The organism is Burkholderia sp. 9775_39, from assembly GCF_015712225.1.
Lineage (GTDB): Bacteria > Pseudomonadota > Gammaproteobacteria > Burkholderiales > Burkholderiaceae > Burkholderia > Burkholderia cenocepacia.
Genome location: NZ_JACCQC010000006.1, coordinates 107,806 through 130,661, shown reverse-complemented (window position 1 = coordinate 130,661; position 22,856 = coordinate 107,806). Strand labels below are relative to the sequence as shown.

The following is a 22,856-nucleotide window of genomic DNA, read 5'->3' as shown; positions in this document are numbered from 1 at the left end:
ATGCACCGGCGGCAGGCCGGTGCAACCCGCGACAAGGGGCGGATCACCTCGGGTTCGCCCCTGCTTGACCGCGTGCTCGCGGCTCCTATACTGGCGCGAAGCCAGGGGAGCCGCAGCCTACCCGTTTTGCCGCTCCTCTCGGTGCCGTACCCGCTCAACAAGATCGATAACCGGGAAACAAGAGGAGACGTCATGGCTCACGATGCCGACGCCAACCGGGCCGCCAAGCGCTGGCTCTGGCTGCTGGTACTGCCGCTGATCGCGATGGTCTGGGTGCCGTCGTACAGCAAGATCGAACCGCAATGGCTCGGTTTTCCGTTTTTCTACTGGTACCAGTTGCTTTGGGTCTTCATCAGCGCGGTGATCACCGCGTTCGTGTATTTCAAGACCAAGAACGCGTGGAAGGCGAGCGGCACGCAAGGAGGTGCGCAATGAATCTCGGCGCGACCTTCGTCTTCGTCCTGCTGTTCATCGGCGTCACGATCATCGGTTTCCTGGCCGCGAACTGGCGGCGCGGCGATCTCGCTCATCTCGACGAATGGGGCCTCGGCGGACGCCGCTTCGGCACGATCGTCACGTGGTTCCTGCTCGGCGGCGACCTCTATACGGCCTACACGTTCGTCGCGGTGCCCGCGCTCGTATTCGGCGCCGGCGCGATGGGCTTCTTCGCGCTGCCGTACACGATCCTGATCTATCCGTTCGCGTTCGTCGTGTTCCCGAAACTGTGGAGCATCGCGAAGCGGCACGGCTACGTGACGGCCGCCGATTTCGTCAACGCACGCTACGGCAGCCGGATGTTGGCGCTTGCGATCGCGGTGACGGGCATCGTCGCGACGATGCCGTACATCGCGCTGCAACTGGTCGGCATCGAGGTGGTGATCGGCGCGCTCGGCTTCGACACGACCGGCTTCGTCGGCGATCTGCCGCTGATCATCGCGTTCGCGATCCTCGCCGCGTACACGTACACGTCGGGGCTGCGTGCGCCCGCGATGATCGCGATCGTGAAGGACGTGCTGATCTACGTCACGATCGCGGCCGCGGTCATCGTGATCCCCGCGAAGCTCGGCGGCTTCGGGCACATCTTCTCCGCGGTGCCGCCCGCGAAGCTGCTGCTGAAGGCGCCGGACGCGACGAGCCTGAACGGCTACAGCGCGTACGCGACGCTCGCGATCGGCTCGGCGCTCGCGCTGTTCCTGTATCCGCACTCGGTCACGGCGATCCTGTCGTCGTCGTCGGGCAACTCGATCCGCCGCAACATGGCGATGCTGCCCGCGTACTCGTTCGTGCTCGGCCTGCTCGCGCTGCTCGGCTACATGGCGCTCGCCTCCGGCGTGAAGGACATGCCGCAGTACGCGCCGTACTTCAAGGCGTTCGGCCCGAACTTCGCGGTGCCCGCGCTGTTCCTCGAGTATTTCCCGTCGTGGTTCGTCGGCGTCGCGTTCGCGGCGATCGGCATCGGCGCGCTGGTGCCGGCGGCGATCATGTCGATCGCGGCCGCGAACCTGTACACGCGCAACATCCACCGCGAATTCGTGAACCGCAACATGTCGCACGACCAGGAAACGCACGTCGCGAAGCTCGTGTCGCTGATCGTGAAGGTCGGCGCGGTCGCGTTCATCCTCGGGCTGCCGCTGACCTACGCGATCCAGCTGCAACTGCTCGGCGGGATCTGGATCATCCAGACGCTGCCGGCGATCGTGCTCGGCCTGTACACGCGCGTGCTCGACCATCGCGGCTTGCTGGCCGGCTGGGCGGCCGGCATCGTGTGCGGTACGTGGATGGCGATTTCGCTGAAGCTGGCCAGCTCGATCTTCACGATCCACCTGTTCGGTCTCGCGATCCCCGGTTATGCGGCCGTGTGGTCGCTGGTCGTGAACCTGGTGGTATCGGTGGCGGTGAGTGTGCTGGTGCGGGTGATGGGCATGGCGCATGCGGAGGATCGCACGCGGCCGGAGGATTATCTGGACGTCGTCGAGGGCTGATACGGCCGCTGCACGGCCGCTCGCCGCGCACGACGCATTACGTGGCTGCCCGGCAACGAAAACGCCCGCCACCGCAAGGTGGCGGGCGTTCGTTTTGCGTCAGCCCTGCGCGCGTTTCGCGAGATCCTCGCGCTGCGACAGGTCCTCGACGTTGACCATCCAGTGCACGCCGAAACGATCCTTCGCCATCCCGAAGCCGAGCGCCCAGAACGTCTTGCCGAACGGCATCGTCACTTCGCCGCCGTCGGCGAGCGCATTGAACAGCTTCTGGCCTTCGTCGACCGTCGCCGGGTTCAGCGACAGCGAATAGCCGGCGTGCGCGGCGCCCGCCGGGTGGCTGCAATCGCCGTCCGAGCACATGATCATCGAGTCGCCGATCGTGAAGCTCGCGTGCATGACCTTGTCGGCCATCTCCGGCGACATCGGGTAATCGGGATTCGGCGGGGCGTCCTTGAAGTGCATCTTGAACATCGTCTTCGCGCCGAGTGCCTTTTCGTAGAACTGAAGGGCTTCGTCGGCGCGACCGTAGAACGTCAGGTACGGTTGAACTTGCATCGTTGTCTCCTGGGATGAGCCGCGCCGGCGCGGCGGCGCTGGCACGGCGTCGTGCAAGACTGACTGGGGGAAAGAGTGCATCGGGAGGCGGCCGTCGCACCCGTGACGTGGATTGTAGTGCGCGCGCTTGACGATGGAATGAAAAATAAAAACGGCCGCGAACATCACGTTCGCGACCGTGTGCAGCAAGTGCTGACGGCTGTTGTCAGTCTTGCTGACAGCCGCTGACGCGCGGCATGGCTCAGCGCAGCGCGTCGATCAGCTTCTCGAGCTTCACCGCGTCGGCGGCGAACACGCGGATGCCTTCGGCGAGCTTTTCGGTGGCCATCGCTTCGTCGTTCAGCTGGAAGCGGAACGACGCCTCGTCGATCGCGACGCGCTCGGCCGGCTTGTCCTGCAGCGTGTCGGGCGACAGCTTGCGCGCGACCGTGTCGTTGCTCTCCTGCAGCTTCTGCAGCAAATCGGGACTGATCGTCAGCAGGTCGCAGCCGGCGAGCTCGATGATCTGGCTGGTCGTGCGGAAGCTCGCGCCCATCACTTCGGTCTTGTAGCCGAAGGTCTTGTAGTACGTGTAGATGCGGCGCACCGATTGCACGCCCGGATCGTTCGCGCCGCCGTCCCGCGCTTCATTCCAGTCGGCGCCGGCCTGCTTCTTGTACCAGTCGTAGATGCGGCCGACGAACGGCGAGATCAGCTGCGCGCCGGCTTCCGCGCACGCGGCGGCCTGCACGAGCGAGAAAAGCAGGGTCATGTTGCACTTGATCCCTTCCTTCTGCAGCACCTCGGCCGCGCGGATGCCTTCCCACGTCGACGCAAGCTTGATCAGGATGCGTTCGCGGCCGACGCCGGCTGCTTCGTACAGCTTGATGAGCTCGCGACCCTTGTCGATCGAGCGCTGCGTGTCGAACGACAGGCGCGCGTCGACCTCGGTCGATACGCGGCCCGGGATCAGCTTCAGGATTTCGGTGCCGAATGCGATCAGCAGGCGGTCGATGATGAAATCGGTGCTTTCGTTGCGATGATCGCGGACGGTTTTCTCGAGGATCGGCTTGTACGCATCCTTCTGGACGGCCTTCAGGATCAGCGACGGATTCGTGGTCGCGTCCTGCGGCTTGTATTGCGCAAGCTGCTGGAAGTCGCCCGTGTCGGCGACGACGGTCGTGTACTGCTTCAGCTGGTCGAGTGCGGTAGTCATGGCGATTCGAAAGAAGCGCGCGGGGCGCCGGGTTCTCACGGGCCGCGCGAGCGCGGCGGCGAAGCGAAGCGGCGCCGGGCGCCGCCTCCGATCCATCATTTTAGGCCCGATTCGTGTCGAGCACGTTTTGGCGTGCCGGGCGCGCGCCGCGGCGGCCGGCGAGCCGCGTCACGCGGGGCGCCGCGCGTTCAGGATCACCTGCGTGACGACGCCCGCGACGAGCCCCCAGAACGCCGGGCCGATCGACAGCAGCGTGAGGCCCGACGCGGTCACCATGAACGTGACGAGCGCCGCTTCGCGCTGCTTCACGTCCTGCATCGCGTTCGCGAGCCCGCTCATGATCGAGCCGAACAGCGCGAGCGCCGCGACCGACACGACGAGCGCCTTCGGCAGCGCCGCGAACAGCGCGGCGATCGTCGCGCCGAAGATGCCGGCGATCAGGTAGAACGTGCCGCACCACACGGCGGCCGTGTAGCGCTTCGCGTGATCCTCGTGCGCTTCGGGGCCGGTGCAGATCGCGGCCGTGATCGCCGCGAGGTTCACGCCGTGCGAGCCGAACGGCGCGAGCAGCAGCGACGCGAGGCCGGTCGTCGCGATCAGCGGCGACGACGGCGTCGGATAGCCGTCCGCGCGCAGCACCGCGATGCCCGGCACGTTCTGCGACGCCATCGCGACCACGAACAGCGGAATGCCGATGCTGACGATCGACGCGATCGAGAACGCGGGCATCGTGAACACGGGTTGCGCGAGCGCGATGTGGAAGCGGCTGAAATCGAGCAGGCCGAGGCCGCCGGCCACGGCCGTGCCGACGATCAGCGTCGTCGGAATCGCATAGCGCGGCGCGAGGCGCTTGACGATCAGGTAGGTGAAGAACATCGCGAGCACCAGCGCGGTCTGGAACTGCGCGGCGCGGAAGATCTCGATGCCGATCTCGAACAGGATGCCCGCGAGCAGCGCCGCCGCGATGCCGGCCGGAATGCGCTTCATCAGCGTGTCGAACAGCCCGCTTACGCCGACGGCCGTCAGCAGCAGCGCGCACACGACGAACGCGCCGATCGCCTCGGGGTAGGGCACGCCGGGCAGCGACGCGATCAGCAGCGCGGCGCCGGGCGTCGACCACGCGACCACGACGGGCGCGCGATAGCGCAGCGACAGGCCGATGGTCGTCAGCGCCATGCTGATCGACAGCGCCCAGATCCACGACGAGATCTGCGCATCGGTGAGGTGGGCGGCGCGGCCGGCCTGGAACATCAGCACGAGCGAACTCGTGTAGCCGGTCATCATCGCGACGAAGCCGGCGACGAGCGCGGACACGGACGTATCGGCGAAAAAGCGGCGGCCGCCGGCGCGGCCGGCGCTCGCGGTGGGCGAAGGGTTCATGCAATCTCCGGGGCGGCCGCTCGGACGCGGCCTGTGTATCTGCGGGTGGGTGTCGTTACTTGCTGAGTGCGCGCATCGCGGTTTCGAGGCCCGCGAGCGTCAGTGGATACATGCGCTGGCCGAGCACGTCGCGAATGATCGCGATCGATTGCCGGTACTCCCATAGCCGCTCGGGCTCGGGGTTCAGCCAGGCATGATGGGGGAACTGGTCGGCGAGCCGGCGCAGCCACACGGCGCCGGCTTCCGGATTGTTGTATTCGACCGAGCCGCCGGGCTGCAGCACTTCGTACGGGCTCATCGTCGCGTCGCCGACGAAGATCAGCTTGTAGTCGGGCGTGAACTTGTGCAGCACGTCCCACGTCGCCGTGCGTTCCGCGTGGCGGCGGCGGTTGTTCTTCCACAGGTGGTCGTACACGCAGTTGTGGAAGTAGAAGAATTCGAGGTGCTTGAATTCGGCCTTCGCGGCCGAGAACAGCTCTTCGGTGCGCTTGATGTGGTCGTCCATCGAGCCGCCGACGTCGAGCAGCATCAGCACCTTCACGTTGTTGTGGCGCTCGGGCACCATCCGCAGGTCGAGCCAGCCTGCGTTCGCGGCCGTGCTGCGGATCGTGCCGGGCAGGTCGAGCTCCTCGGCGGCGCCTTCGCGCGCGAAGCGGCGCAGCCGCCGCAGCGCGACCTTGATGTTGCGCGTGCCGATCTCGACCGAATCGTCGTAGTCGCGGTACGCGCGCGCCTCCCACACCTTCACCGCGGTGCGGTTGCCGTTCGACGGGCCGCCGATGCGCACGCCTTCGGGGTTGTAGCCGCCGTGCCCGAACGGCGACGTGCCGCCCGTGCCGATCCATTTGTTGCCGCCTTCGTGGCGTTCCTTCTGCTCGTCGAGCAGCGCCTTCAGGCGCTCCATCAGCTTGTCGAGCCCGCCCATCGCGTCGATCTGCGCCTTCTCCTCCGGCGACAGCTCGCGCTCGAGGCGCTTCTCGAGCCAGTCGAGCGGGATGTCGAACGCCTCGGACGGCAGCGTGGACACACCGTGGAAATATGCGCCGAACGCCTGGTCGAACTTGTCGAAGTACTGTTCGTCCTTGACGAGCGTCATCCGCGCGAGGAAGTAGAACGCGTCGATCGACGGCGAGATCAGCCCGGCCTTCAGCGATTCGAGCAGCGTCAGGTATTCCTTCACCGAGACGGGCAGCTTGGCTGCGCGCAGCGCGTAGAAGAAATTGAGCAGCATGGCCGGGCCTTCGGGGGTGGGGGAGTTACCGGTTGTGCCGGTTCATGTAGACGAGCCGTTCGAGCAGGCTCAGATCCTGCTCGTTCTTCAGCAGCGCGCCCGCGAGCGGCGGCACGATCTGCTTCGCGTCCGCGCCGCGCAGCGCGTCGGCCGGGATGTTCTCGGCGAGCAGCAGCTTCAGCCAGTCGAGCAGTTCGGACGTCGACGGCTTCTTCTTCAGGCCCGACACGCCGCGCAATTCGAAGAAACTCTCGAGCGCCGCGCGCAGCAGCTCCTCGCGGATGTCGGGGAAGTGCACCGCGACGATCTTCTGCATCGTCGACGGGTCCGGAAACTGGATGTAGTGGAAGAAGCAGCGGCGCAGGAACGCGTCGGGCAGCTCCTTCTCGTTGTTCGACGTGATGATGACGAGCGGACGGTGCTTCGCGCGCACCGTCTCGCGCGTCTCGTACACGTGGAACTCCATCCGGTCGAGCTCGCGCAGCAGGTCGTTCGGGAATTCGATGTCGGCCTTGTCGATCTCGTCGATCAGCAGCACGCTCGGGCGCTCGGCGTCGAACGCCTGCCACAGCACGCCCTTGACGATGTAGTTCGCGATGTCCTTCACGCGCGCGTCGCCGAGCTGCGAATCGCGCAGCCGCGACACGGCGTCGTATTCGTACAGGCCCTGCTGCGCCTTGGTGGTCGACTTGATGTGCCACTGCAACAGCGGCATGTCGAGCGCGGCGGCCACTTCCTCGGCGAGCATGGTCTTGCCGGTGCCGGGCTCGCCCTTGATCAGCAGCGGGCGTTGCAGCGTCAATGCGGCGTTGACCGCGAGCTTCAGATCGTCGGTGGCGACGTACTGCGAGGACCCTTCGAAACGCATGGCGGCGCTCTTCTTCATCGGGAAAAAAACCCAGTATAAGTCAGAAGGGCTGTCCGGTTGGGCCGCGCCCGCGTATCGTTGCGGGGCTGCGGCGGGGCGAACCGGGGCGCCGTATGGACGCGTTCCCCGCCGACGCGGTACAATCTGGCCGTTTTTTTGGCCTGCGTGGCGATCCGATAAGCAAAACGGCGCGGGCCGTTGCCGCTTTGGCGCCAGTTTCCCCTCAAGCTAGGTTACAAGAGCTATGAACAAATTCGTCGGCAAACACGTCGTTGTCGCAGCGCTCGTGGCGCTCGCGGGCAGCGCGCAGGCGGCCGGTGTGGTCGGCAACCCGAAGGACGGGGCGAGCAAGGCCGCCATGTGCATCGGTTGCCACGGCATCCAGGACTACCGCGCGGCGTACCCGGAGGTCTACCGGGTGCCTGTCCTCGGCGGCCAGAACCAGCAATACCTCGAGAACGCGCTGAAGGCCTACCGCAAGAAGGATCGTCACTTCCCGTCGATGAATGCGATCGCCGGTTCGCTGACCGACCAGGACATCGCGGATCTGTCGGCGTACTACGCCGCGCAGAAGGCCGACACGAAGGACAATCCCTACAAGTAAAGCGCGCGCCGCCGATCTCTCCGGCGGGACAGGAGCATTCATGAACAACGCATTCAAGACGGCGGCGGTTGCACTGGCGGCCGGCCTCGCGATCGGTACCGCGCACGCCGCGGACATCTCGAAGGGCAAGGAACTGGTCGAGTCGCACAATTGCGCGGCCTGCCACGGCGCGCAGCTGAACAAGCCGATCAACGCGGAGTACCCGCGCCTCGCCGGCCAGCACGCCGACTACCTCGTGTGGGCGATGCGCCAGTACCAGATGGGGCTGACGAACCCGCTGCTCGGTCGCAACAACGCGATCATGCAGGCGCAGGTACAGAACCTGTCGGTCAGCGACATGAAGGACATCGCGTCCTACATCGAGTCGCTGAAGGAAACCGACCTCGTGTTCAAGAAGTAAGCGCGACGGGCCTCGCGGGCTCACGCAGCAAGAATGCCCCGCCTCGGCGGGGTATTTTTTTGTCCGCGGCCCGGTGCGGGCCGACGTGCCGGCCTCGGGGCGTCAGTCGCGCGACGCGCGGCGCAGGATGCGCTGCAGGTACGCGTCGGTATCGGGCGGCGTGTTGGTGCGCTGCGCTTCCCAGATCGTCTCGCCGAGGCATTCCATGATCGCGTGCTGCGCGTCGTGGGTCGAGTCGAGCTTCGCGGCCAGCTTGTCGTGCGCGGCGCGGATGCCGGGCGGCTGGTCGATCGACAACTGTTCGCTGATCGCGAGGTGCATCGACAGGTGCAGGAACGGATTGGTCCGGCCTTCCTCGGGCGTGTAGTTGCGCGCCGCCGCGCCGTCGGCGTCGGCCAGTTCGTCGTGGTATTCGGGATGCTCGACGATCCAGTCGGCGGCAATCGCTTCCAGCGGCGTCAGGATCTCGCCCGCGCGCTGCTTGCGCCAGGTCTCGGTGAAAAAGCGACGCACGTCGTCGCGGCTTGGATTGAACATGGTGGGGAAACGTCGTGATTCGGGCGGCTCATGCCGCGTCGGGCATTGTACGCCGGAGCGGCGCACGGCGCTGGCGGCGGCCCCGGCAGCGGTCGAGGCGGTGTTGCGCCCGCCCGCCGCGGAACGGGTAAGCGCGGGTAGGCTTGCCGCCGCCGCGCCGCTACACTCCGACGATTCCCGTCACGGCGCGTTGCCGCCCGTTTCGTCATGACCGCCACCGTCCGCCCATCGTCCGCGGCCCTGCAGGGCGCGCTCTACGTCGCGTTGTCCGCCGCCGCGTTCGGCGCGATGGCGATTTTCGGCCGCTATGCGTATGCGGCCGGCGTCGACGTGCTCGGGCTGCTGATCGTGCGCTTCGCGATCGGCGGCGCGGTGCTCGCCGCGATCGCACGGCAGCGCCGCGTCGCGTGGCCGCGCGGGCGCGCGCTCGCGCCGCTGGTGACGATGGGCGCGCTCGGCTACGTCGGGCAGTCGTTCTGCTATTTCAGCGCGCTGCAGCACGCGCAGGCGAGCCTCGTCGCGCTGCTGCTGTACCTCTATCCGGCGTTCGTCACGCTGCTGGCCGCGTGGTGGCTCGGCGAGCGCCTGACGCGCGCGAAGGCCGTCGCGCTGGTGCTGTGCGTCGCGGGTTCGGCGCTGATGGTCGGCGGCGGGCACGGCGAGCCGCTCGGGATCGCGCTCGCGCTGGCTGCCGCGGTGATCTACTCGCTGTACATCGTCGGCGGCACGAAGGCGACGCGCGGCGTCGATCCGCTCGCGACCACCGCGATCATCTGCCTGTCGGCGAGCGCGACGCTCGTCGCGATCGCCGTCGTGCGAACGGCGGCGTTCGGCGCGCCGCCGCGCTGGCCGGCGACGGCCGGCGGCTGGGCGTCGATGCTCGCGATCGCGCTGATATCGACGGTCGCGGCGATGCTCGCGTTCTTCGCCGGGCTCGCGCGGCTCGGGGCCGCGCGCACGTCGATGCTGTCGACGCTCGAGCCGGTCGTGACGGTCGCGCTCGCGGCGCTGCTGTTCGGGGAGGCATTGTCGCCGCTGCAATGGGCGGGCGGCGTCGCGATTCTGGCGGCCGTGCTGGCGCTCGTGCGCGCGGGCGGCGCGGCGGCCGACGACGCGACGGCGACGTCCAACGCGTAGTCGGGAAAGGGGGCGGGGACTGCGACGGCCCACGGCGCGGGCCCGTCGTACCGGACACTTATTCGTTGGGCGGCGGCGTCTTCGGCCGGAATTCGCACAGCGGCTCGATCGCGCAGTGCCAGCATTCGGGCCGCCGTGCCTTGCACACGTAGCGCCCGTGCAGGATCAGCCAGTGATGCGCGTCCTGCAGGAATTCCTTCGGCGTGAACTTCTCGAGCGCGGCCTCGACGGCCCGCACGTCCTTGCCCGGCGCGAGCCCGGTGCGATTCGCGACGCGGAAGATATGCGTGTCGACCGCGATCGTCGGCTGGCCGAACGCGGTGTTCAGCACGACGTTCGCCGTCTTGCGGCCGACGCCCGGCAGGCCTTCGAGCGCTTCGCGATCGGCCGGCACCTCGCCGTCGTAACGCTCGAGCAGGATCCGGCACGTCGCGACCACGTTCTTCGCCTTGGTGCGATAGAGGCCGATCGTCTTGATGTACTCGGTGACGCCTTCCTCGCCAAGCGCGACGATTTGTCGCGGGGTGTTCGCGACCGGAAACATTTTCCGCATTGCCTTGTTGACCGACACGTCGGTCGCCTGCGCGGACAGCATCACGGCGATCAGCAGCTCGAACGGCGTCGAATATTCGAGCTCGGTGGTCGGATGCGGATTGAGGCTCTGCAGCGTTTCGTAGATCGCGCGTCGTTTGCTGGCGTTCATGGAGCGTTCTGGTCGGGCGGCGCGGACGGGCCGTCCGGATCGTCGTTGCCTGCGTCGTTGTCGTTGTCGTGGTCGTTGCTGCCCGATGCCGCTTCGGCGTCGCGCTGCGCCTGCTGTTCGGCGAGCCGCTTGCGGCGGGCCTCGGCCGCGTCGATCTGCGCCTGGACGGCCGCGCTCACGCCTTCGGTGTTCTTCGGCCCGGCGCCTTGCCCGGACAGTTCTTCCTTCTTCTTGCGCGCGCGTTCGAGCGCGGCGGCGATGATCGCGCGTTTCTTCGCTTCGGCGTCGTCGTCGGCCGGTGCGGCGGCTGGCGCGCCGGGCTGTGCGGCGGTGGGCTCCGCGGCCGGCTTCGTGGCGCTGGCCGCGCGGCGTGCGGCGGCGCGCGCTTCGGCGGCCTCGCGCTCGCGGCGCTGGCGTGCGAGCCGCAGGTCGTGACGTTCGCGTGCGGCGTCGGCCTGTTCCTGCGACCACGCCTCCCAGCCCGTGCGATCGCCGGTCACCGGCAGCATTGCGATGCAGTCGACCGGGCACGGCGGCACGCAGAGGTCGCAGCCCGTGCACAGCGACGCGACGATCGTGTGCATCTGCTTCGGCGCGCCGACGATCGCGTCGACCGGGCATGCCTGCATGCACAGCGTGCAGCCGATGCACAGGTTTTCGTCGATGAACGCGATCGCGCGCGGATGCTCGGTGCCGTTGACCGGGTTCAGCGGAATCACCGGCTTGCCGAGCAGGTTCGCGAGGCGCGCGATGCCTTCGGCGCCGCCGGGCGGGCACTGGTTGTAGTTCGCGTCGCCGGCGGCGATCGCCTCGGCGTACGGGCGACAGCCGTTATAGCCGCACTTCGTGCATTGCGTCTGGGGCAGCAGATCTTCGATGCGATCCGCGAGTGTTTTGGAGTCGGTCACGGTAACAGCGGGCGCAACGGCGCCGAATGGCTCTCGGCCGCGTCGGGCGCGGCCGGAAAGGTTTGCCAAAGCTCGATTATCGCCGATTTCCCGCATTGCGCTGGACGCCGTCTATGCGCATAATCGAACCGCTTTTTTGCAGGGGCTCAGCAGGAGGGCGGCCGTCCGCGGCGCGCCCGTTCCAGGGCGGCCGGCGCCGAGGCGGTGGGGGTGCCGGTCCGGATCAAGCGGCTCACATAGCAAAACGCCACCATGAATCAGCCAAAAATCAAAAGAGATCCTGAAGGTACGCGCCGCCGCATCCTGATGGCGGCAGCCGAAGAGTTCGCGAATGGAGGGCTGTTCGGCGCGCGCGTCGATCAGATCGCGCGCCGGGCCGAAACCAACGAGCGCATGCTCTATTACTACTTCGGCAGCAAGGAGCAGCTCTTCACGGCGGTGCTCGAACACGCGTTTTCCGCGCTGACCGAGGCCGAGCGCGTGCTCGATCTCGATGGCGTCGCGCCGGTCGAAGCCGTCACGCGGCTCGCGCATTTCGTTTGGGACTACTACCGCGACCATCCGGAACTGCTCCGGCTCATCAACAACGAGAACCTGCACGAAGCCCGCTATCTGCACAAGTCGACGCGGATCCGCGAGATGATGTCGCCGATCGTCGCGAAGCTCGGCAACGTGCTGATGCGCGGCCAGAAGGCCGGGCTGTTTCGCAACGACGTCGATCCGCTGCGCTTCTACGTGACGCTGTCGGGGCTCGGCTACTACATCGTCTCGAACCGCTTCACGCTCGCCGCGACGCTCGGCCGCGACTTCACCGACACCGACGAACGCGCGGAGATGGTCCGGATGAACACCGAGGTGCTGCTCGCGTATCTGCTGCGGCGCTGACGCAACGAACGGACGAGCCGGCGAGCCGCCCGCTCGTTGCCGCATGAAAAAACGCCGCCGTGCGCAAGCAACGGCGGCGTTTTTGCGTCGGAGGGCGGCGTGTCAGGCGGCCTTGCGGGCACGCACGGGTTTTGCGCGCGGGCTGCTTGCCGCGCGTTTCGCGGCGGGCGCGGCCTTTGCGGCGGGTGTCCTCGCGGGCGCGACCGTCACGGCCGGCGCCTTCGCGCGCGTACGCTTCGCGGCGGTGGCGCGCGCCGTCGTCTCCGGCTCCGGTTTGGCGGCCGGCACGACGCCGATCGCGGTCGCATCCTGCGCATCGGCGGGCAACTTCGTCGCGCCGTTCTTCGGCTCCGGCGCATGCTCGCGGATGAAGTCGCGCAGTTGCGGATAGATGATCGTGCGCCAGCGGCGGCCCGAGAAGATCCCGTAGTGACCGCATTTCTCGGCGGTCAGGCTGCGGCGATCGTCTTGCGGAATGCCCGTGCACAGCTCGTGCGCGACGTGGGTCTGGCCGCTGCCCGAGATGTCGTCGAGTTCGCCTTCGATCGTCATCAGCGCGGTGTGCTTGATGTCCTGCGGCCGCACGCGCTCGCCTTCGACGTCCCACGTGCCTTCCGCCAGCCGGAATTCCTGGAACACGACGCGAATGGTTTCGAGGTAATACTCGGCGGCCATGTCGAGCACCGCGTTGTACTCGTCGTAGAAGCGGCGGTGCGCTTCGGCATCGTCCTCGTCGCCGCGCAGCAGGCTCTGGTAGAAATCCCAGTGCGATTGCGCGTGCCGCTCCGGGTTCATCGCGACGAAGCCCGTGTGCTGCAGGAAGCCCGGATACACCTGGCGGCCTTCGCCCGGATAGTTCGCGGGCACCGTGTGGATCACGTTGTTCTCGAACCACGCGGTCGAGTGCTGCGTGGCGAGCGAATTCACGGAAGTCGGGCTGCGGCGCGCATCGATCGGGCCGCCCATCATCGTCATCGTGAGCGGGGTGTCCTCGCCGCGGCTCGCCATCAGCGAAATCGCCGCGAGCACCGGCACCGTCGGCTGACATACCGAGATCACGTGCAGGTTGCGCGCGCCGATGTGGCGGATGAATTCCTGGATGTACGCGATGTAGTCGTGCAGGTGGAACGGGCCGACCTCGACCGGCACCATGCGCGCGTCGATCCAGTCGGTGATGTAGACCTTGTGATCCTGCAGCAGCGTGCGCACGGTGTCGCGCAGCAGCGTCGAATGGTGGCCCGACAGCGGCGCGCAGACCAGCACGACCGGCTCGTCCTTCAGTTGCGTGACGGCGTCGGCGTCGTCCGAATAGCGCTTGAAGCGCAGCAGCCGGCAGAACGGCTTCTCGATGATCGTCTGCTCGACGATCGGAATGTTGTGGCCGTCCTTGACGATCTGATGAATGTTGAATTCCGGCTTTTCGTAATCCTTGCCGAGCCGATACATCAGCTCATAGGCGGCTGCCATCCGCGGGGCGCCGGGCATCAGCGAGAACGGACTGGACGGATTCGCGAACGACTTCGAGGCGGCCTGGGCCCAGGCCGTGAGGGGGCTCAGCATGGCCCGCTGGAATTCGTGCAGTTGGTAAAGCATGCAGGCTACTCCCGCGTGGGGGACGGTGCGCAAGGGCGGCGTGAGGCGTCGCGGCGTGCCGTGTGGGTCAGCGACCGGCCATGTTGCATTGCAGCCGGACAATCGCGTCGATCATATCGGACAACGATCGGTGGTGCAATGCAACATTTCCCCGGGTTTTCATCAAAGTGTTGCGATTTGACGATCTCTGACCAAGGCCGCGGCGGCAGCGTTCAGCGGCCGGTGGCCACGGCCGGCGCGGGCTGGCCGGCCGCGCGCGCCATCGCGTCTTCGTGGTGCATCAGGTTCATCGCGGTGTGCACGAGCGCCACGTGCGAGAACGCCTGCGGGAAGTTGCCGACGAGCCGCCCGGCGACCGGGTCGTATTCCTCGGCGAGCAGCCCGAGGTCGTTCGACAGCGCGAGCAGGCGGCTGAAGAGCCGATGCGCGTCGTCGATCCGGCCGAGCAGCGCGTAGCTGTCGACCAGCCAGAAGCTGCATGCGAGAAACGTGCCTTCGCCCGGCGGCAGGCCGTCGTCGTATTCGGTCGTGCGGTAGCGCATCACGAGCCCGTCGTGCAGCAATTCCCGTTCGATCGCGTCGACCGTGCCGACGATGCGCGGGTCTTCCGGCGGCAGGAAGCCGAGCTGCGGCAGCAGCAGCACGCTCGCGTCGAGCTCGTCGCTGCCGTAGCTTTGCGCGAACGCCTGCTTGCCTTCGTGCCACGCATTGGCGCAGACGTCCGCATGGATCCGCTCGCGCAGCGCGCGCCAGCGGTCGAGCGAGCCGGGCAGCCGGAACATTTCCGCCGACTTGATCGCGCGGTCGAACGCGACCCAGGCCATCACCTTCGAGAACGTGAAATGGCGCCGGCCGCCGCGCGTTTCCCAGATCCCTTCGTCGGGCTCCTGCCAGATCTTTTCCAGATGGTCGAGCAGCGCGCACTGCACGGACCAGACGGTGTCGTCGGCCTGCAGGCCGCCCACGCGCGCGAGGTGCAGCGCGGCCATCACCTCGCCGAACACGTCGAGCTGGAGCTGGTTCGCGGCGCCGTTGCCGACGCGTACCGGCAGCGAGTCCTGGTAGCCGGGCAGCCAGTCGAGTTCCATCTCCGGCAGCCGGCGCTCGCCGGCGATCCCGTACATGATCTGGATCTGCTCGGGCGAGCCGGCCATCACGCGGCCGAGCCACGTGCGCCAGGCGCGCGCCTCGTCGTAGTAGCCGCCGCGCATCAGCGCGAGCAGCGTGATCGTCGCGTCGCGCAGCCAGCAGTAGCGGTAATCCCAGTTGCGGTTGCCGCCGATCTTCTCGGGCAGCGACGTGGTCGGCGCGGCGACGATGCCGCCGGTCGGCTCGTACGCGAGCGCCTTCAGCGTGATCAGCGAGCGGCGCACGGCGGCCGCGTAGCGGCCCTGCACCTGGCAGCGGCCCGCCCATTCGAGCCAGTAGTTCTCGGTGCGCGCGAGCATCGACAGCGGATCGCGCGCGGGCGGCAGCCGCATGTGCGACGCCGCGTAGCCGAGCGAGAACGGCACGCGCTCGTCGGCGCCGACCGTGAATTCCGCGAGCGTATGGAGGTTCTTGCCGGTGAGCGGCACCGGCGTGCGCAGTACGACGGTGTCGGGCCCGGCGATGGCCTTCATGCCGTCCTCGCGGGTCAGTTGCGTGACCCACGGAATCGAGAAACCGTAGTCGAAGCGCAACACGAGCTCCATGCGCATCTTCATCGTGCCGTGACGGCCGACGACGATCCGCACCAGCTCGGACCAGCCGTTGCCGGGCGGCATGAAGTCGATCACGGTGACGGCGCCGTCCGCGCTTTCGTAATCGGTTTCGAGAATCAGCGTGTCGCCGCGATAGCGGCGGGTCGTGTGCGTGATCGCGGCGTCGGCGGCCGGAGCAAGCAGCCAGCGGCCGTGCTCGGGCGTGCCGAGCAGCGCCGCGAAGCAGGCGCCCGAATCGAAGCGGGGCCAGCACAGCCAGTCGACGGAGCCGTCTTTTGCGATCAGCGCGGCCGTATGGCCATCGCCGACGAGGGCGTAGTCTTCGATCAGGGCGGGCATGGGCAGGCGATCCTTGGGTATTCGAGTTCACAATGCGGACGTCGGCGGCCCGGACTTCACGCCCGGGCGCCGCGCCCCGTATACTCGGCCGGGCGGCGGAGCGCATGAACGGCCGGCGTTTCGTCCTATCTCAACACTTGAAGCGACTCGATGCAAGGAGGATTCAATGCCCAACCGTTTACGCGAGCATGACGCACGCGCTTCGACACGAGGGTTCCCGCTTAGGCTCGCTCACTGGATGAAAGGTTTCGCGATCGTGCTTTCCCTGTCCGCGACCCACGCGTTCGCGCAGCAATCGTCCGCCCCGGCCGACGGCGTCTACAACCTGCTCGTCGGCACCTATACGGGCGGCGGCAGCGACGGGATCTACGTTTACCGCTTCGATACCAAGACCGGCGGCGTCGCGCCGGTATCGTCGGCGAAGACCGAAAATCCGTCGTATCTGTTGCCGAGCCGCGACGGTCGCACCGTCTACGCGGTCAACGAACTGCCCGGCGACAACGGCCCGGCGACGCAGCGCGGCGGCGTGAGCGCATTCCGCTTCGACGCGAAGACGGGCGCGCTGAGCTTCATCGACCGCGTATCGTCCGAAGGGAACGATCCTTGCTATCTCGCGCTGTCGCCGGACGGCAAGTACCTCGTGACGGCCAACTACTCGGTCGCGGCCGATCCGGGCGGCAGCTTTGCGGTGTTCCCGCTGCGCGACGACGGCGCGGTCGGCCAGGCCGTGCTGACGGTTCACCACGAAGGCACCGGGCCCGTGAAGGGCCGCCAGGACGGCGCGCACGTGCATTCGACGGTGTTTTCGCCGGACGGCCGCTACCTGTTCGTGCAGGATCTCGGCGCGGACAAGATCTACGGCTACCGCTACACGGTGGACGGCAGCCGCGGGCTGATCAGCCCGACCGAGGCGCGCTACACGCCGGTGAAGGCCGGCTCGGGCCCGCGCCACATGGTGTTCAGCGCCGACGGCCGGTTCGCGTACGTGACGAGCGAGCTGAACGCATCGGTCGAGGTATTCGGCTACCACGACGGCAAGCTGACGCCGATCGAGACGCTGCCGATGACGGCGCCGGGCTTCAAGGGCAAGGTCGGCGGCGGCGCGATCCACCTGTCGCCGGACGGCCGCTTCCTGTACGCGAGCAACCGCGGCGACGCGAACGACCTCGTGATCTACGCGGTGAACAAGGCCGACGGCCGGTTGAAGCACGTCGGTCGCCAGTCGAGCCTCGGCAAGACGCCGCGCGAATTCCTGATCGATCCGACCGGCAAGTGGCTGATCGTCGGCAACCAGGACAGCGACACGTTCTACGTGTTCAGCCGCGATGTCGAAACCGGGCAACTCGGCGCGAATCCGCAGAAGGTCGCGGTCGGCAAGCCGGTCGACTTCAAGCTGGTGCCGGTGCAGTAAATGCAAAAGGCGCTGCCGAGGCAGCGCCTTTTTGTGCGGGGCGGCCGGTTGTGTGGCTCGCCCGGATCGATGATTCGCGGCCGCCGGCCTGCCGGCTTCAGTCGGCCGCGGCCGGCACGAGTACCTCGCGGCTGCCGTTGATGCCCATCGCCGACACGAGGCCGGCCGCTTCCATCTGCTCGACGAGGCGCGCCGCGCGGTTGTAGCCGATGCGCAACTGCCGCTGCACCGACGAGATCGACGCGCGCCGCGTGCGCACGACGAATGCGACCGCTTCGTCGTACAGCGGATCGGCTTCCGCGTCCGGCGCGTCGCCGAACAGGTCCTGCGTCGCGCCGTCGGCGGCCGGGCCGTCGAGGATGCCTTCCTCGTACTGCGGCTCGCCGAACTGCTTCAGGTACTCGACGATCCGGTGCACTTCCTCGTCGGCGACGAACGCGCCGTGCACGCGCTGCGGATAGCCGGTGCCGGGCGGCAGGAACAGCATGTCGCCCATCCCGAGCAGCGACTCCGCACCCATCTGGTCGAGGATCGTGCGCGAGTCGATCTTCGACGACACCTGGAACGCGACGCGCGTCGGGATGTTCGCCTTGATGAGGCCCGTGATCACGTCGACGGACGGTCGCTGGGTCGCGAGGATCAGGTGGATGCCGGCCGCGCGCGCCTTCTGCGCGAGGCGGGCGATCAGCTCCTCGATCTTCTTGCCGGCCACCATCATCAGGTCGGCCAGCTCGTCGATCACGACGACGATCAGCGGCAGCTTCGACAGCGGCTCCGGATCGTCGGGCGTCAGCGAGAACGGGTTGCCGATCTTCTTTTCCTTCGCTTCCGCGTCGCGGATCTTCTGGTTGAAGCCCGCGAGGTTGCGCACGCCGACGGCCGACATCAGCCGGTAGCGCTTCTCCATTTCGCCGACGCACCAGTTCAGCGCGTTGGCCGCGAGCTTCATGTCGGTGACGACCGGCGCGAGCAGGTGCGGGATGCCTTCGTAGACCGACAACTCCAGCATCTTCGGGTCGATCATGATGAGCCGCACGTCTTCCGGCGTCGCCTTGTACAGCAGCGACAGGATCATCGCGTTGATCGCGACCGACTTGCCCGAACCGGTTGTACCGGCAACGAGCATGTGCGGCGCTTTCGCGAGGTCGGTGACGACCGGATGGCCGGTGATGTCCTTGCCCATCGCGATCGTCAGTTGCGACGGCGAATGCTGATATTCGCGTGCGGCAAGAATTTCCGACAGGCGGATCATCTGACGCTTCGCGTTCGGCAGTTCGAGGCCCATGCAGGTCTTGCCGGGAATCGTCTCGACGACGCGGATCGACGTGAGGCCGAGGCCGCGCGACAGATCCTTCATCAGGCCGACGATCTGGCTGCCGCGCACGCCGAGCGCGGGTTCGATCTCGAAGCGCGTGATCACGGGGCCGGCCGATGCACCGACCACCGTCACCGGCACCTTGAATTCCTGCAGCCGCTGCTCGATCACCTGCGCGGTTTGCGCGAGGTGTTCCTCGGTGATCGTTTCGATGTCGTCGGATGCCGGTTCGAGCAGGTCGAGCGTCGGCAGTTCGACGCTGAACGACGCGGGTGCGTGGAATTCGAACGCGTTCGGGCGCGGCTGACGGACGGGGGTGTCGGCCGGGGGCGGTTCGGTTGCGTCGGTGGCCTCGGTTGCATGGGCCGCGGGTGCGCCGATTGGCGGGATCACGGTCGGCGGCGCCGAACTGACGGCTGCCGGCGTGGCCGGGAGGTTCGTGCCGGGGACGATTGCTGCCGGCGGTGCCGCGGTCGGCGTCGCGGTCACGTCATGCGACATGGTCCAGCCTGCCGACGAAGCGGCAGGGGCGGGCGATGTCGTGAACGTCTGGGTTGCGGCTGCGGCTGCGGCTGCGGTTGTGGTTGCGGCAGGTACGGGCGCGATCGACATCGGCGATCCGGCTGCGGCTGAAGGCGCACCCGCGGGCGGGTGGGCCGGAGTGGCGGCGGCCGTGGTGGCCGGAGCGAGCGCGCTGAAGGACGCCGACGTCGTGGTGGACGCGGTGGGCGACACCGGCAAGCTGATTGGCGGCTGCGGGGTGACTGCGCCGGATGAGCCGGATGTAGCGAAGGTCGTGGTCGTTGTACCGGTCGACGTGGTCGCCGTGCTGGCGGGAAGCGTCGATGCAGGCGCGGAAGACGGTGCAGCGTTCGGCGCGGACGTGAAAGTCGCGGGCGTCGCGATGGCGGGCGCCGATGTGTCCGGCGTCGGCGCGATCGAACCGAACGTCGAACCCGACGCACCGGTCGTCGATGCCGTCACGACGGGCGCGGCGGTCGATGCGGGCGTCGAAGCGCAGGAAAGCGAACCGTAAGTCATGCCCGTAACACCGGCCGGCGATGCCGGCGCGGCGGAAGTAACGGGCGGTGCCGATGCGGCCGGTTGCGTCAGCGAAGCGGGCGCGGTGCCGGTTGTGCCAACGGGTGAGACGGCGGCGGTAGCGGGGGCGACGCTCGATGCGGGTGTGGATGCTTGTGCAGTCGAGCCATGAGCCGTGCCGGCCAGTGGCGATGCAGCGATGGCCGAAGCCGTCGAAGCTGCGGCGAACGGTTGAGCCGCGGGCGATTTCGGCACTTCCGAAGCGACGGTCGCCGGTGCCGCAGCGGACGGCATCGTCGGGGCTGTCCAATGTGTGGCGGCGGGCGTCGCGCGTTGAGCGCCGGCCGACAGCGGTGCCGCTGGGTCCGCCTCCATTGCCTTGCCAGCTTCCGGTGCAGGCTGCGATCCGGCCGGTGCGGACGTTGCCGCAGTCGACGCGGTCCCGGAAAGCGTGCGGGCAGACGTCTGCGCGATCGACGAAGAGGGCAGCGCAGCGAACGGAACGATGCTTTCGACGGGTGTTACACCGGCGTGCGCATCGGCAGCGCCTTGCGGCACGTGGACCGGTGCGGCGCGGTCGATGGCAGCCGCCGGTTGCGCGTCGTCCTTGTCGTCGATATCGACGGACCTGGTCGGTGTGCTGGTGCCGAGGTCGCGAACCGCTGCATCGCCTGTTTGCGTGGAGGCTGAATGAGCGGATTCCGATCCTGCGGTGTTCGCCAGCGATTCGGCGCTCGGGTTTTCGGTCGACACGTCGAGGGCGGAAACCGGTGCGCTGACAACGTCGTCCCACGGCGCGAGATCGATGGGCGCGTCGAACGACGGCGCGGCGGGCACATCGTCGACGTGACGGATCTCGTCGTCGGCGTGATGCGAAACCACGCGATCGTCGGTGCCGGTTTCCGGCAGCGCGTGCGATGTAGCGTCGTCGAGCGCAGGGCCCGGCAACTCGCCAGCCGGCGCCTGCGTGATCCGCGATTCGGCCGGCATGAAGGCGTCGAGCACGATCGGCGCGCGATCGTCGTACGCGGGCACGGCATCGTGTTCTTTGTGTGCTGCCGGAACGTTGGTGTCCTGGGCTGCAACGTCATGTGCCGCGGAGGCGAACGCGTTCGACGCGACCGCCGATGCCGCCGATACCGGCGCGGCCACGCTGCCTGCTGCCGCGGCGACGCCGGCCACGGCGGCGGCCGCGGCCGCCGCGTGCGTTGCATCGGCCGACTGTGCGCCGCCCAGCGACGCCCATTGCGCGGTGCTGGCCTCGATCGAACGCAGCGTGTCGTGAACGCTCGGCGCCGGCGTAATCGGCGCGGCCGGCTTCTCGTTCCACGCATAGAGCGGCGCGCGCGCCGGGGCGGGCGGCGCCGGGCGGCGACGTGCGGCGTCCGGCGACTGGCCGGTGGCCGCCGTGCCCGCGACCGGGCGCACCGGCGGACGTTGCGCTTGCGTGCCGGCAGGTCGCGGCGTGACGGTCGCGCGCGGCGCGGTCTGCGTCAGCGCAGCGGTCGGACGCGGCCGGACGGGTTCGAATCCGACCGGAAGCGGGGCGGGCGCGGGGCGCGGCACTTGCGCGTTCGCGGCGGCGCGCGCGAGGCTGGCGGTGCTGCCGGTGGTCGGCGGCGGCATCGCGCTGGCCGGGATGGGGGCGGGCGGCACCGGCGTGCGCGGGGAGGCGGTCGGCTTCAGCCAGCCCGACGGCGCGACGGGTTCCGCAAGCGGGCGCGGGGGCGTCTTGCTGCGCGGCTTCGGTCGTGCCTGCGGATCGGGTTTCCACAATGTCGGGCGCGAATACCGGCCGTTCTGGCGCGGCGCCATCGAGTTGACGGTGTGCGCGGTGGTCGGTTGCACGACGTCGTCGTCGCGATGCAGCGCGCTGCGCGGCAGGTCGGCGATTCCGCGCGCGTCGTCGTCGCCGCCGTCGCGCGACAGCTTGACGCCGAACGACGTGTCGACCCATGCGGCGAACTGCCGCCAGCCGATGCCGGTCAGCCACGGCAGGCCGGCGAAGAACAGCACGACCATCGCGACCGGCGTGCCGACCGGGCCGAGCACGTGGGCGAAGCCGGCCGAGAACGCATGACCGAGCGCGTTCGTGTCGGGGCCCGACAGCGGGCTCGTCAGCGTGCAACTTGCGACGAATACCGCGGCGAAGCCGAGCCACAGGCGAATCGAGCCGCGACCGGCGAGTCCGCCGCCACCGGGCAGCATCGCCTGCACGAGACGCCAGAAGAGAAGGAGGAACCAGACGGCGGAGATGCCGAACCAGCCGAAGACAACCGTGTGCATGCTTTGAAACAGGAGTGGGGCGGGGCGCGCGGGGCGCGACCCGCCGAGTTTAACCGGCCGGCGAACAAGACTCTAACGCGGCGTGATTCCGATTCACGCTGCGCGACGCACGCGGCTGGCGCGTGCGCGTGGCGCGCCACGCGAAGGCGGTCGGTCGGCCTTCGCGCGCGCCGTACATCAGGGGCTCCGGTGCGTGAACGTCAGCGTTGCGCCGGCCTGGGTCACGATCTGCAATTGCTGGGGCGCACGCATCTGCACGCCGGTCTTCTCGACGTGGGCGAGCGCATCGAGGTAGGCGGCTTCGAGCTGGCCGCCGAGCGTGTTCGGGCAGGCCATCCGCGTGCCGGCGAGCGGGCCGAAGCTCAGCACGCCGTTCTTGATCGCGTAGGTGCCCATGTAGCGGTTGCAGCCGGAGAACCCGCTCGCGCGCCGGATGCCCGAATCGGTCGACAGCGCGAGCTTGATCGGTTCGCCGTTGTCGCCGTGCGGGATCGCGCGTGGCGTGCCGTCGGCGTTCACCCAGCTGGTGAGCTCCCAACTGGTGTCGTCGAGCAGCTGGACGGCGGCCGGGTTGTACGGGTCGGGCGCGGGGGCGGCGGAATCGGGATGGGTCGGCATCGCGCAGGCGGCGAGAAGCGTGGCAAGCGTCAGCGCGCAAAGCGGCGCGCGCAACGGGCGAAGCAGGCCGGTGCGTGCGCGTGCGGCCGCGGACAGGTGGGACATGAGCCTCGTTCCTCTTCGGATTCTGATCAAGGCGTAAGAGTAACGCACCCGCCCCGCGGC

The 22,856-nt window shown here is 68.1% G+C and carries 21 protein-coding genes; 9 read left to right on the top strand and 12 right to left on the bottom strand.

The features are described 5' to 3' along the window. The first annotated feature begins 192 nt into the window (after nucleotides 1-192). Both H0X90_RS10435 and mctP read left to right on the top strand, forming a co-directional pair. A complete protein-coding gene (locus H0X90_RS10435; protein WP_006490660.1) occupies nucleotides 193-435 on the top strand; it encodes a DUF3311 domain-containing protein in 243 nt (80 codons plus the stop codon). Then, the gene (gene mctP / locus H0X90_RS10430; RefSeq protein WP_006490666.1) at nucleotides 432-1,982 is read left to right on the top strand and encodes a monocarboxylate uptake permease MctP; all 1,551 of its coding nucleotides are present in this window, start codon (nucleotides 432-434) and stop codon (nucleotides 1,980-1,982) included. The genes H0X90_RS10435 and mctP overlap by 4 nt, the downstream gene beginning before the upstream one ends. Nucleotides 1,983-2,081: 99 nt before the next feature. Here the strand turns inward: mctP and H0X90_RS10425 are convergent, their stop codons facing one another. The 5 genes from H0X90_RS10425 to H0X90_RS10405 form a co-directional block, all read right to left on the bottom strand. After that, nucleotides 2,082-2,537, bottom strand: coding sequence for a VOC family protein (locus H0X90_RS10425; protein WP_077188892.1), 456 nt, complete (start codon nucleotides 2,535-2,537; stop codon nucleotides 2,082-2,084). 241 nt (nucleotides 2,538-2,778) lie between these two features. Then, on the bottom strand, nucleotides 2,779-3,732 hold the full coding sequence (tal, locus tag H0X90_RS10420) for a transaldolase (RefSeq protein ID WP_012492750.1): 954 nt from the start codon (nucleotides 3,730-3,732) through the stop codon (nucleotides 2,779-2,781). Nucleotides 3,733-3,900: 168 nt separating this feature from the next. Continuing rightward, nucleotides 3,901-5,112: a benzoate/H(+) symporter BenE family transporter gene (locus tag H0X90_RS10415; protein WP_077188893.1), complete on the bottom strand. Its 1,212-nt coding sequence runs from the start codon at nucleotides 5,110-5,112 to the stop codon at nucleotides 3,901-3,903. A gap of 55 nt (nucleotides 5,113-5,167) precedes the next feature. Continuing rightward, nucleotides 5,168-6,343: a VWA domain-containing protein gene (locus H0X90_RS10410; protein ID WP_006497060.1), complete on the bottom strand. Its 1,176-nt coding sequence runs from the start codon at nucleotides 6,341-6,343 to the stop codon at nucleotides 5,168-5,170. Nucleotides 6,344-6,368: 25 nt separating this feature from the next. Continuing rightward, nucleotides 6,369-7,211: a MoxR family ATPase gene (locus tag H0X90_RS10405; RefSeq protein ID WP_021033334.1), complete on the bottom strand. Its 843-nt coding sequence runs from the start codon at nucleotides 7,209-7,211 to the stop codon at nucleotides 6,369-6,371. 244 nt (nucleotides 7,212-7,455) lie between these two features. On the opposite strand from H0X90_RS10405, the gene H0X90_RS10400 reads away from it, so the two are divergent. Next, entirely contained in the window at nucleotides 7,456-7,815 is a 360-nt protein-coding gene (locus H0X90_RS10400) for a cytochrome c (protein WP_006478192.1), read from the top strand. A gap of 40 nt (nucleotides 7,816-7,855) precedes the next feature. Beyond that, complete coding sequence (locus H0X90_RS10395; RefSeq protein WP_006490657.1) at nucleotides 7,856-8,215, top strand: cytochrome c; 360 nt, start codon at nucleotides 7,856-7,858, stop codon at nucleotides 8,213-8,215. 102 nt (nucleotides 8,216-8,317) lie between these two features. On the opposite strand, the gene H0X90_RS10390 is transcribed toward H0X90_RS10395, so the two are convergent. Further along, nucleotides 8,318-8,752, bottom strand: coding sequence for a DUF1841 family protein (locus tag H0X90_RS10390; RefSeq protein WP_006490655.1), 435 nt, complete (start codon nucleotides 8,750-8,752; stop codon nucleotides 8,318-8,320). 207 nt (nucleotides 8,753-8,959) lie between these two features. Here H0X90_RS10390 and H0X90_RS10385 point away from each other — a divergent pair, with 207 nt between their 5' ends. Continuing rightward, nucleotides 8,960-9,889, top strand: a complete 930-nt coding sequence (locus tag H0X90_RS10385) for a DMT family transporter (protein ID WP_034201487.1) — start codon at nucleotides 8,960-8,962, stop codon at nucleotides 9,887-9,889. A gap of 58 nt (nucleotides 9,890-9,947) precedes the next feature. On the opposite strand, the gene nth is transcribed toward H0X90_RS10385, so the two are convergent. Together nth and rsxB are read right to left on the bottom strand one after the other, a co-directional pair. After that, complete coding sequence (gene nth, locus H0X90_RS10380) at nucleotides 9,948-10,592, bottom strand: endonuclease III (protein WP_006478196.1); 645 nt, start codon at nucleotides 10,590-10,592, stop codon at nucleotides 9,948-9,950. Then, nucleotides 10,589-11,596 carry an electron transport complex subunit RsxB gene (gene rsxB / locus H0X90_RS10375; protein ID WP_077188894.1) on the bottom strand — a complete coding sequence of 336 codons (1,008 nt, stop codon included), beginning with the start codon at nucleotides 11,594-11,596 and terminating at the stop codon, nucleotides 10,589-10,591. Before rsxB ends, nth begins: the two co-directional genes overlap by 4 nt. Nucleotides 11,597-11,752: 156 nt before the next feature. Between rsxB and H0X90_RS10370 the strand changes: the two genes are divergently transcribed. Beyond that, on the top strand, nucleotides 11,753-12,385 hold the full coding sequence (locus tag H0X90_RS10370; RefSeq protein WP_006485466.1) for a TetR family transcriptional regulator: 633 nt from the start codon (nucleotides 11,753-11,755) through the stop codon (nucleotides 12,383-12,385). Between the two features lie 102 nt (nucleotides 12,386-12,487). On the opposite strand, the gene H0X90_RS10365 is transcribed toward H0X90_RS10370, so the two are convergent. After that, the gene (locus tag H0X90_RS10365) at nucleotides 12,488-13,978 is read right to left on the bottom strand and encodes a polyhydroxyalkanoate depolymerase (protein WP_006493406.1); all 1,491 of its coding nucleotides are present in this window, start codon (nucleotides 13,976-13,978) and stop codon (nucleotides 12,488-12,490) included. A 212-nt stretch (nucleotides 13,979-14,190) separates the two neighbouring features. Continuing rightward, a complete protein-coding gene (locus H0X90_RS10360; RefSeq protein WP_006486779.1) occupies nucleotides 14,191-16,020 on the bottom strand; it encodes a glycoside hydrolase family 15 protein in 1,830 nt (609 codons plus the stop codon). Nucleotides 16,021-16,186: 166 nt separating this feature from the next. Here H0X90_RS10360 and H0X90_RS10355 point away from each other — a divergent pair, with 166 nt between their 5' ends. Next, on the top strand, nucleotides 16,187-17,431 hold the full coding sequence (locus H0X90_RS10355) for a lactonase family protein (protein WP_085964353.1): 1,245 nt from the start codon (nucleotides 16,187-16,189) through the stop codon (nucleotides 17,429-17,431). Nucleotides 17,432-17,528: 97 nt separating this feature from the next. On the opposite strand, the gene H0X90_RS10350 is transcribed toward H0X90_RS10355, so the two are convergent. After that, nucleotides 17,529-20,777 carry a DNA translocase FtsK gene (locus tag H0X90_RS10350; protein WP_290440905.1) on the bottom strand — a complete coding sequence of 1,083 codons (3,249 nt, stop codon included), beginning with the start codon at nucleotides 20,775-20,777 and terminating at the stop codon, nucleotides 17,529-17,531. On the opposite strand from H0X90_RS10350, the gene H0X90_RS36190 reads away from it, so the two are divergent. Beyond that, entirely contained in the window at nucleotides 20,755-21,072 is a 318-nt protein-coding gene (locus tag H0X90_RS36190) for a hypothetical protein (RefSeq protein WP_171984223.1), read from the top strand. The genes H0X90_RS10350 and H0X90_RS36190 overlap by 23 nt on opposite strands. Before the next feature lie 162 nt (nucleotides 21,073-21,234). After that, a complete protein-coding gene (locus H0X90_RS36185; protein ID WP_290440906.1) occupies nucleotides 21,235-21,867 on the top strand; it encodes a hypothetical protein in 633 nt (210 codons plus the stop codon). Between the two features lie 383 nt (nucleotides 21,868-22,250). Here H0X90_RS36185 and H0X90_RS10345 read toward each other — a convergent pair whose 3' ends face one another. Then, complete coding sequence (locus tag H0X90_RS10345) at nucleotides 22,251-22,796, bottom strand: META domain-containing protein (protein WP_006489608.1); 546 nt, start codon at nucleotides 22,794-22,796, stop codon at nucleotides 22,251-22,253. Between the last annotated feature and the right edge of the window lie 60 nt (nucleotides 22,797-22,856).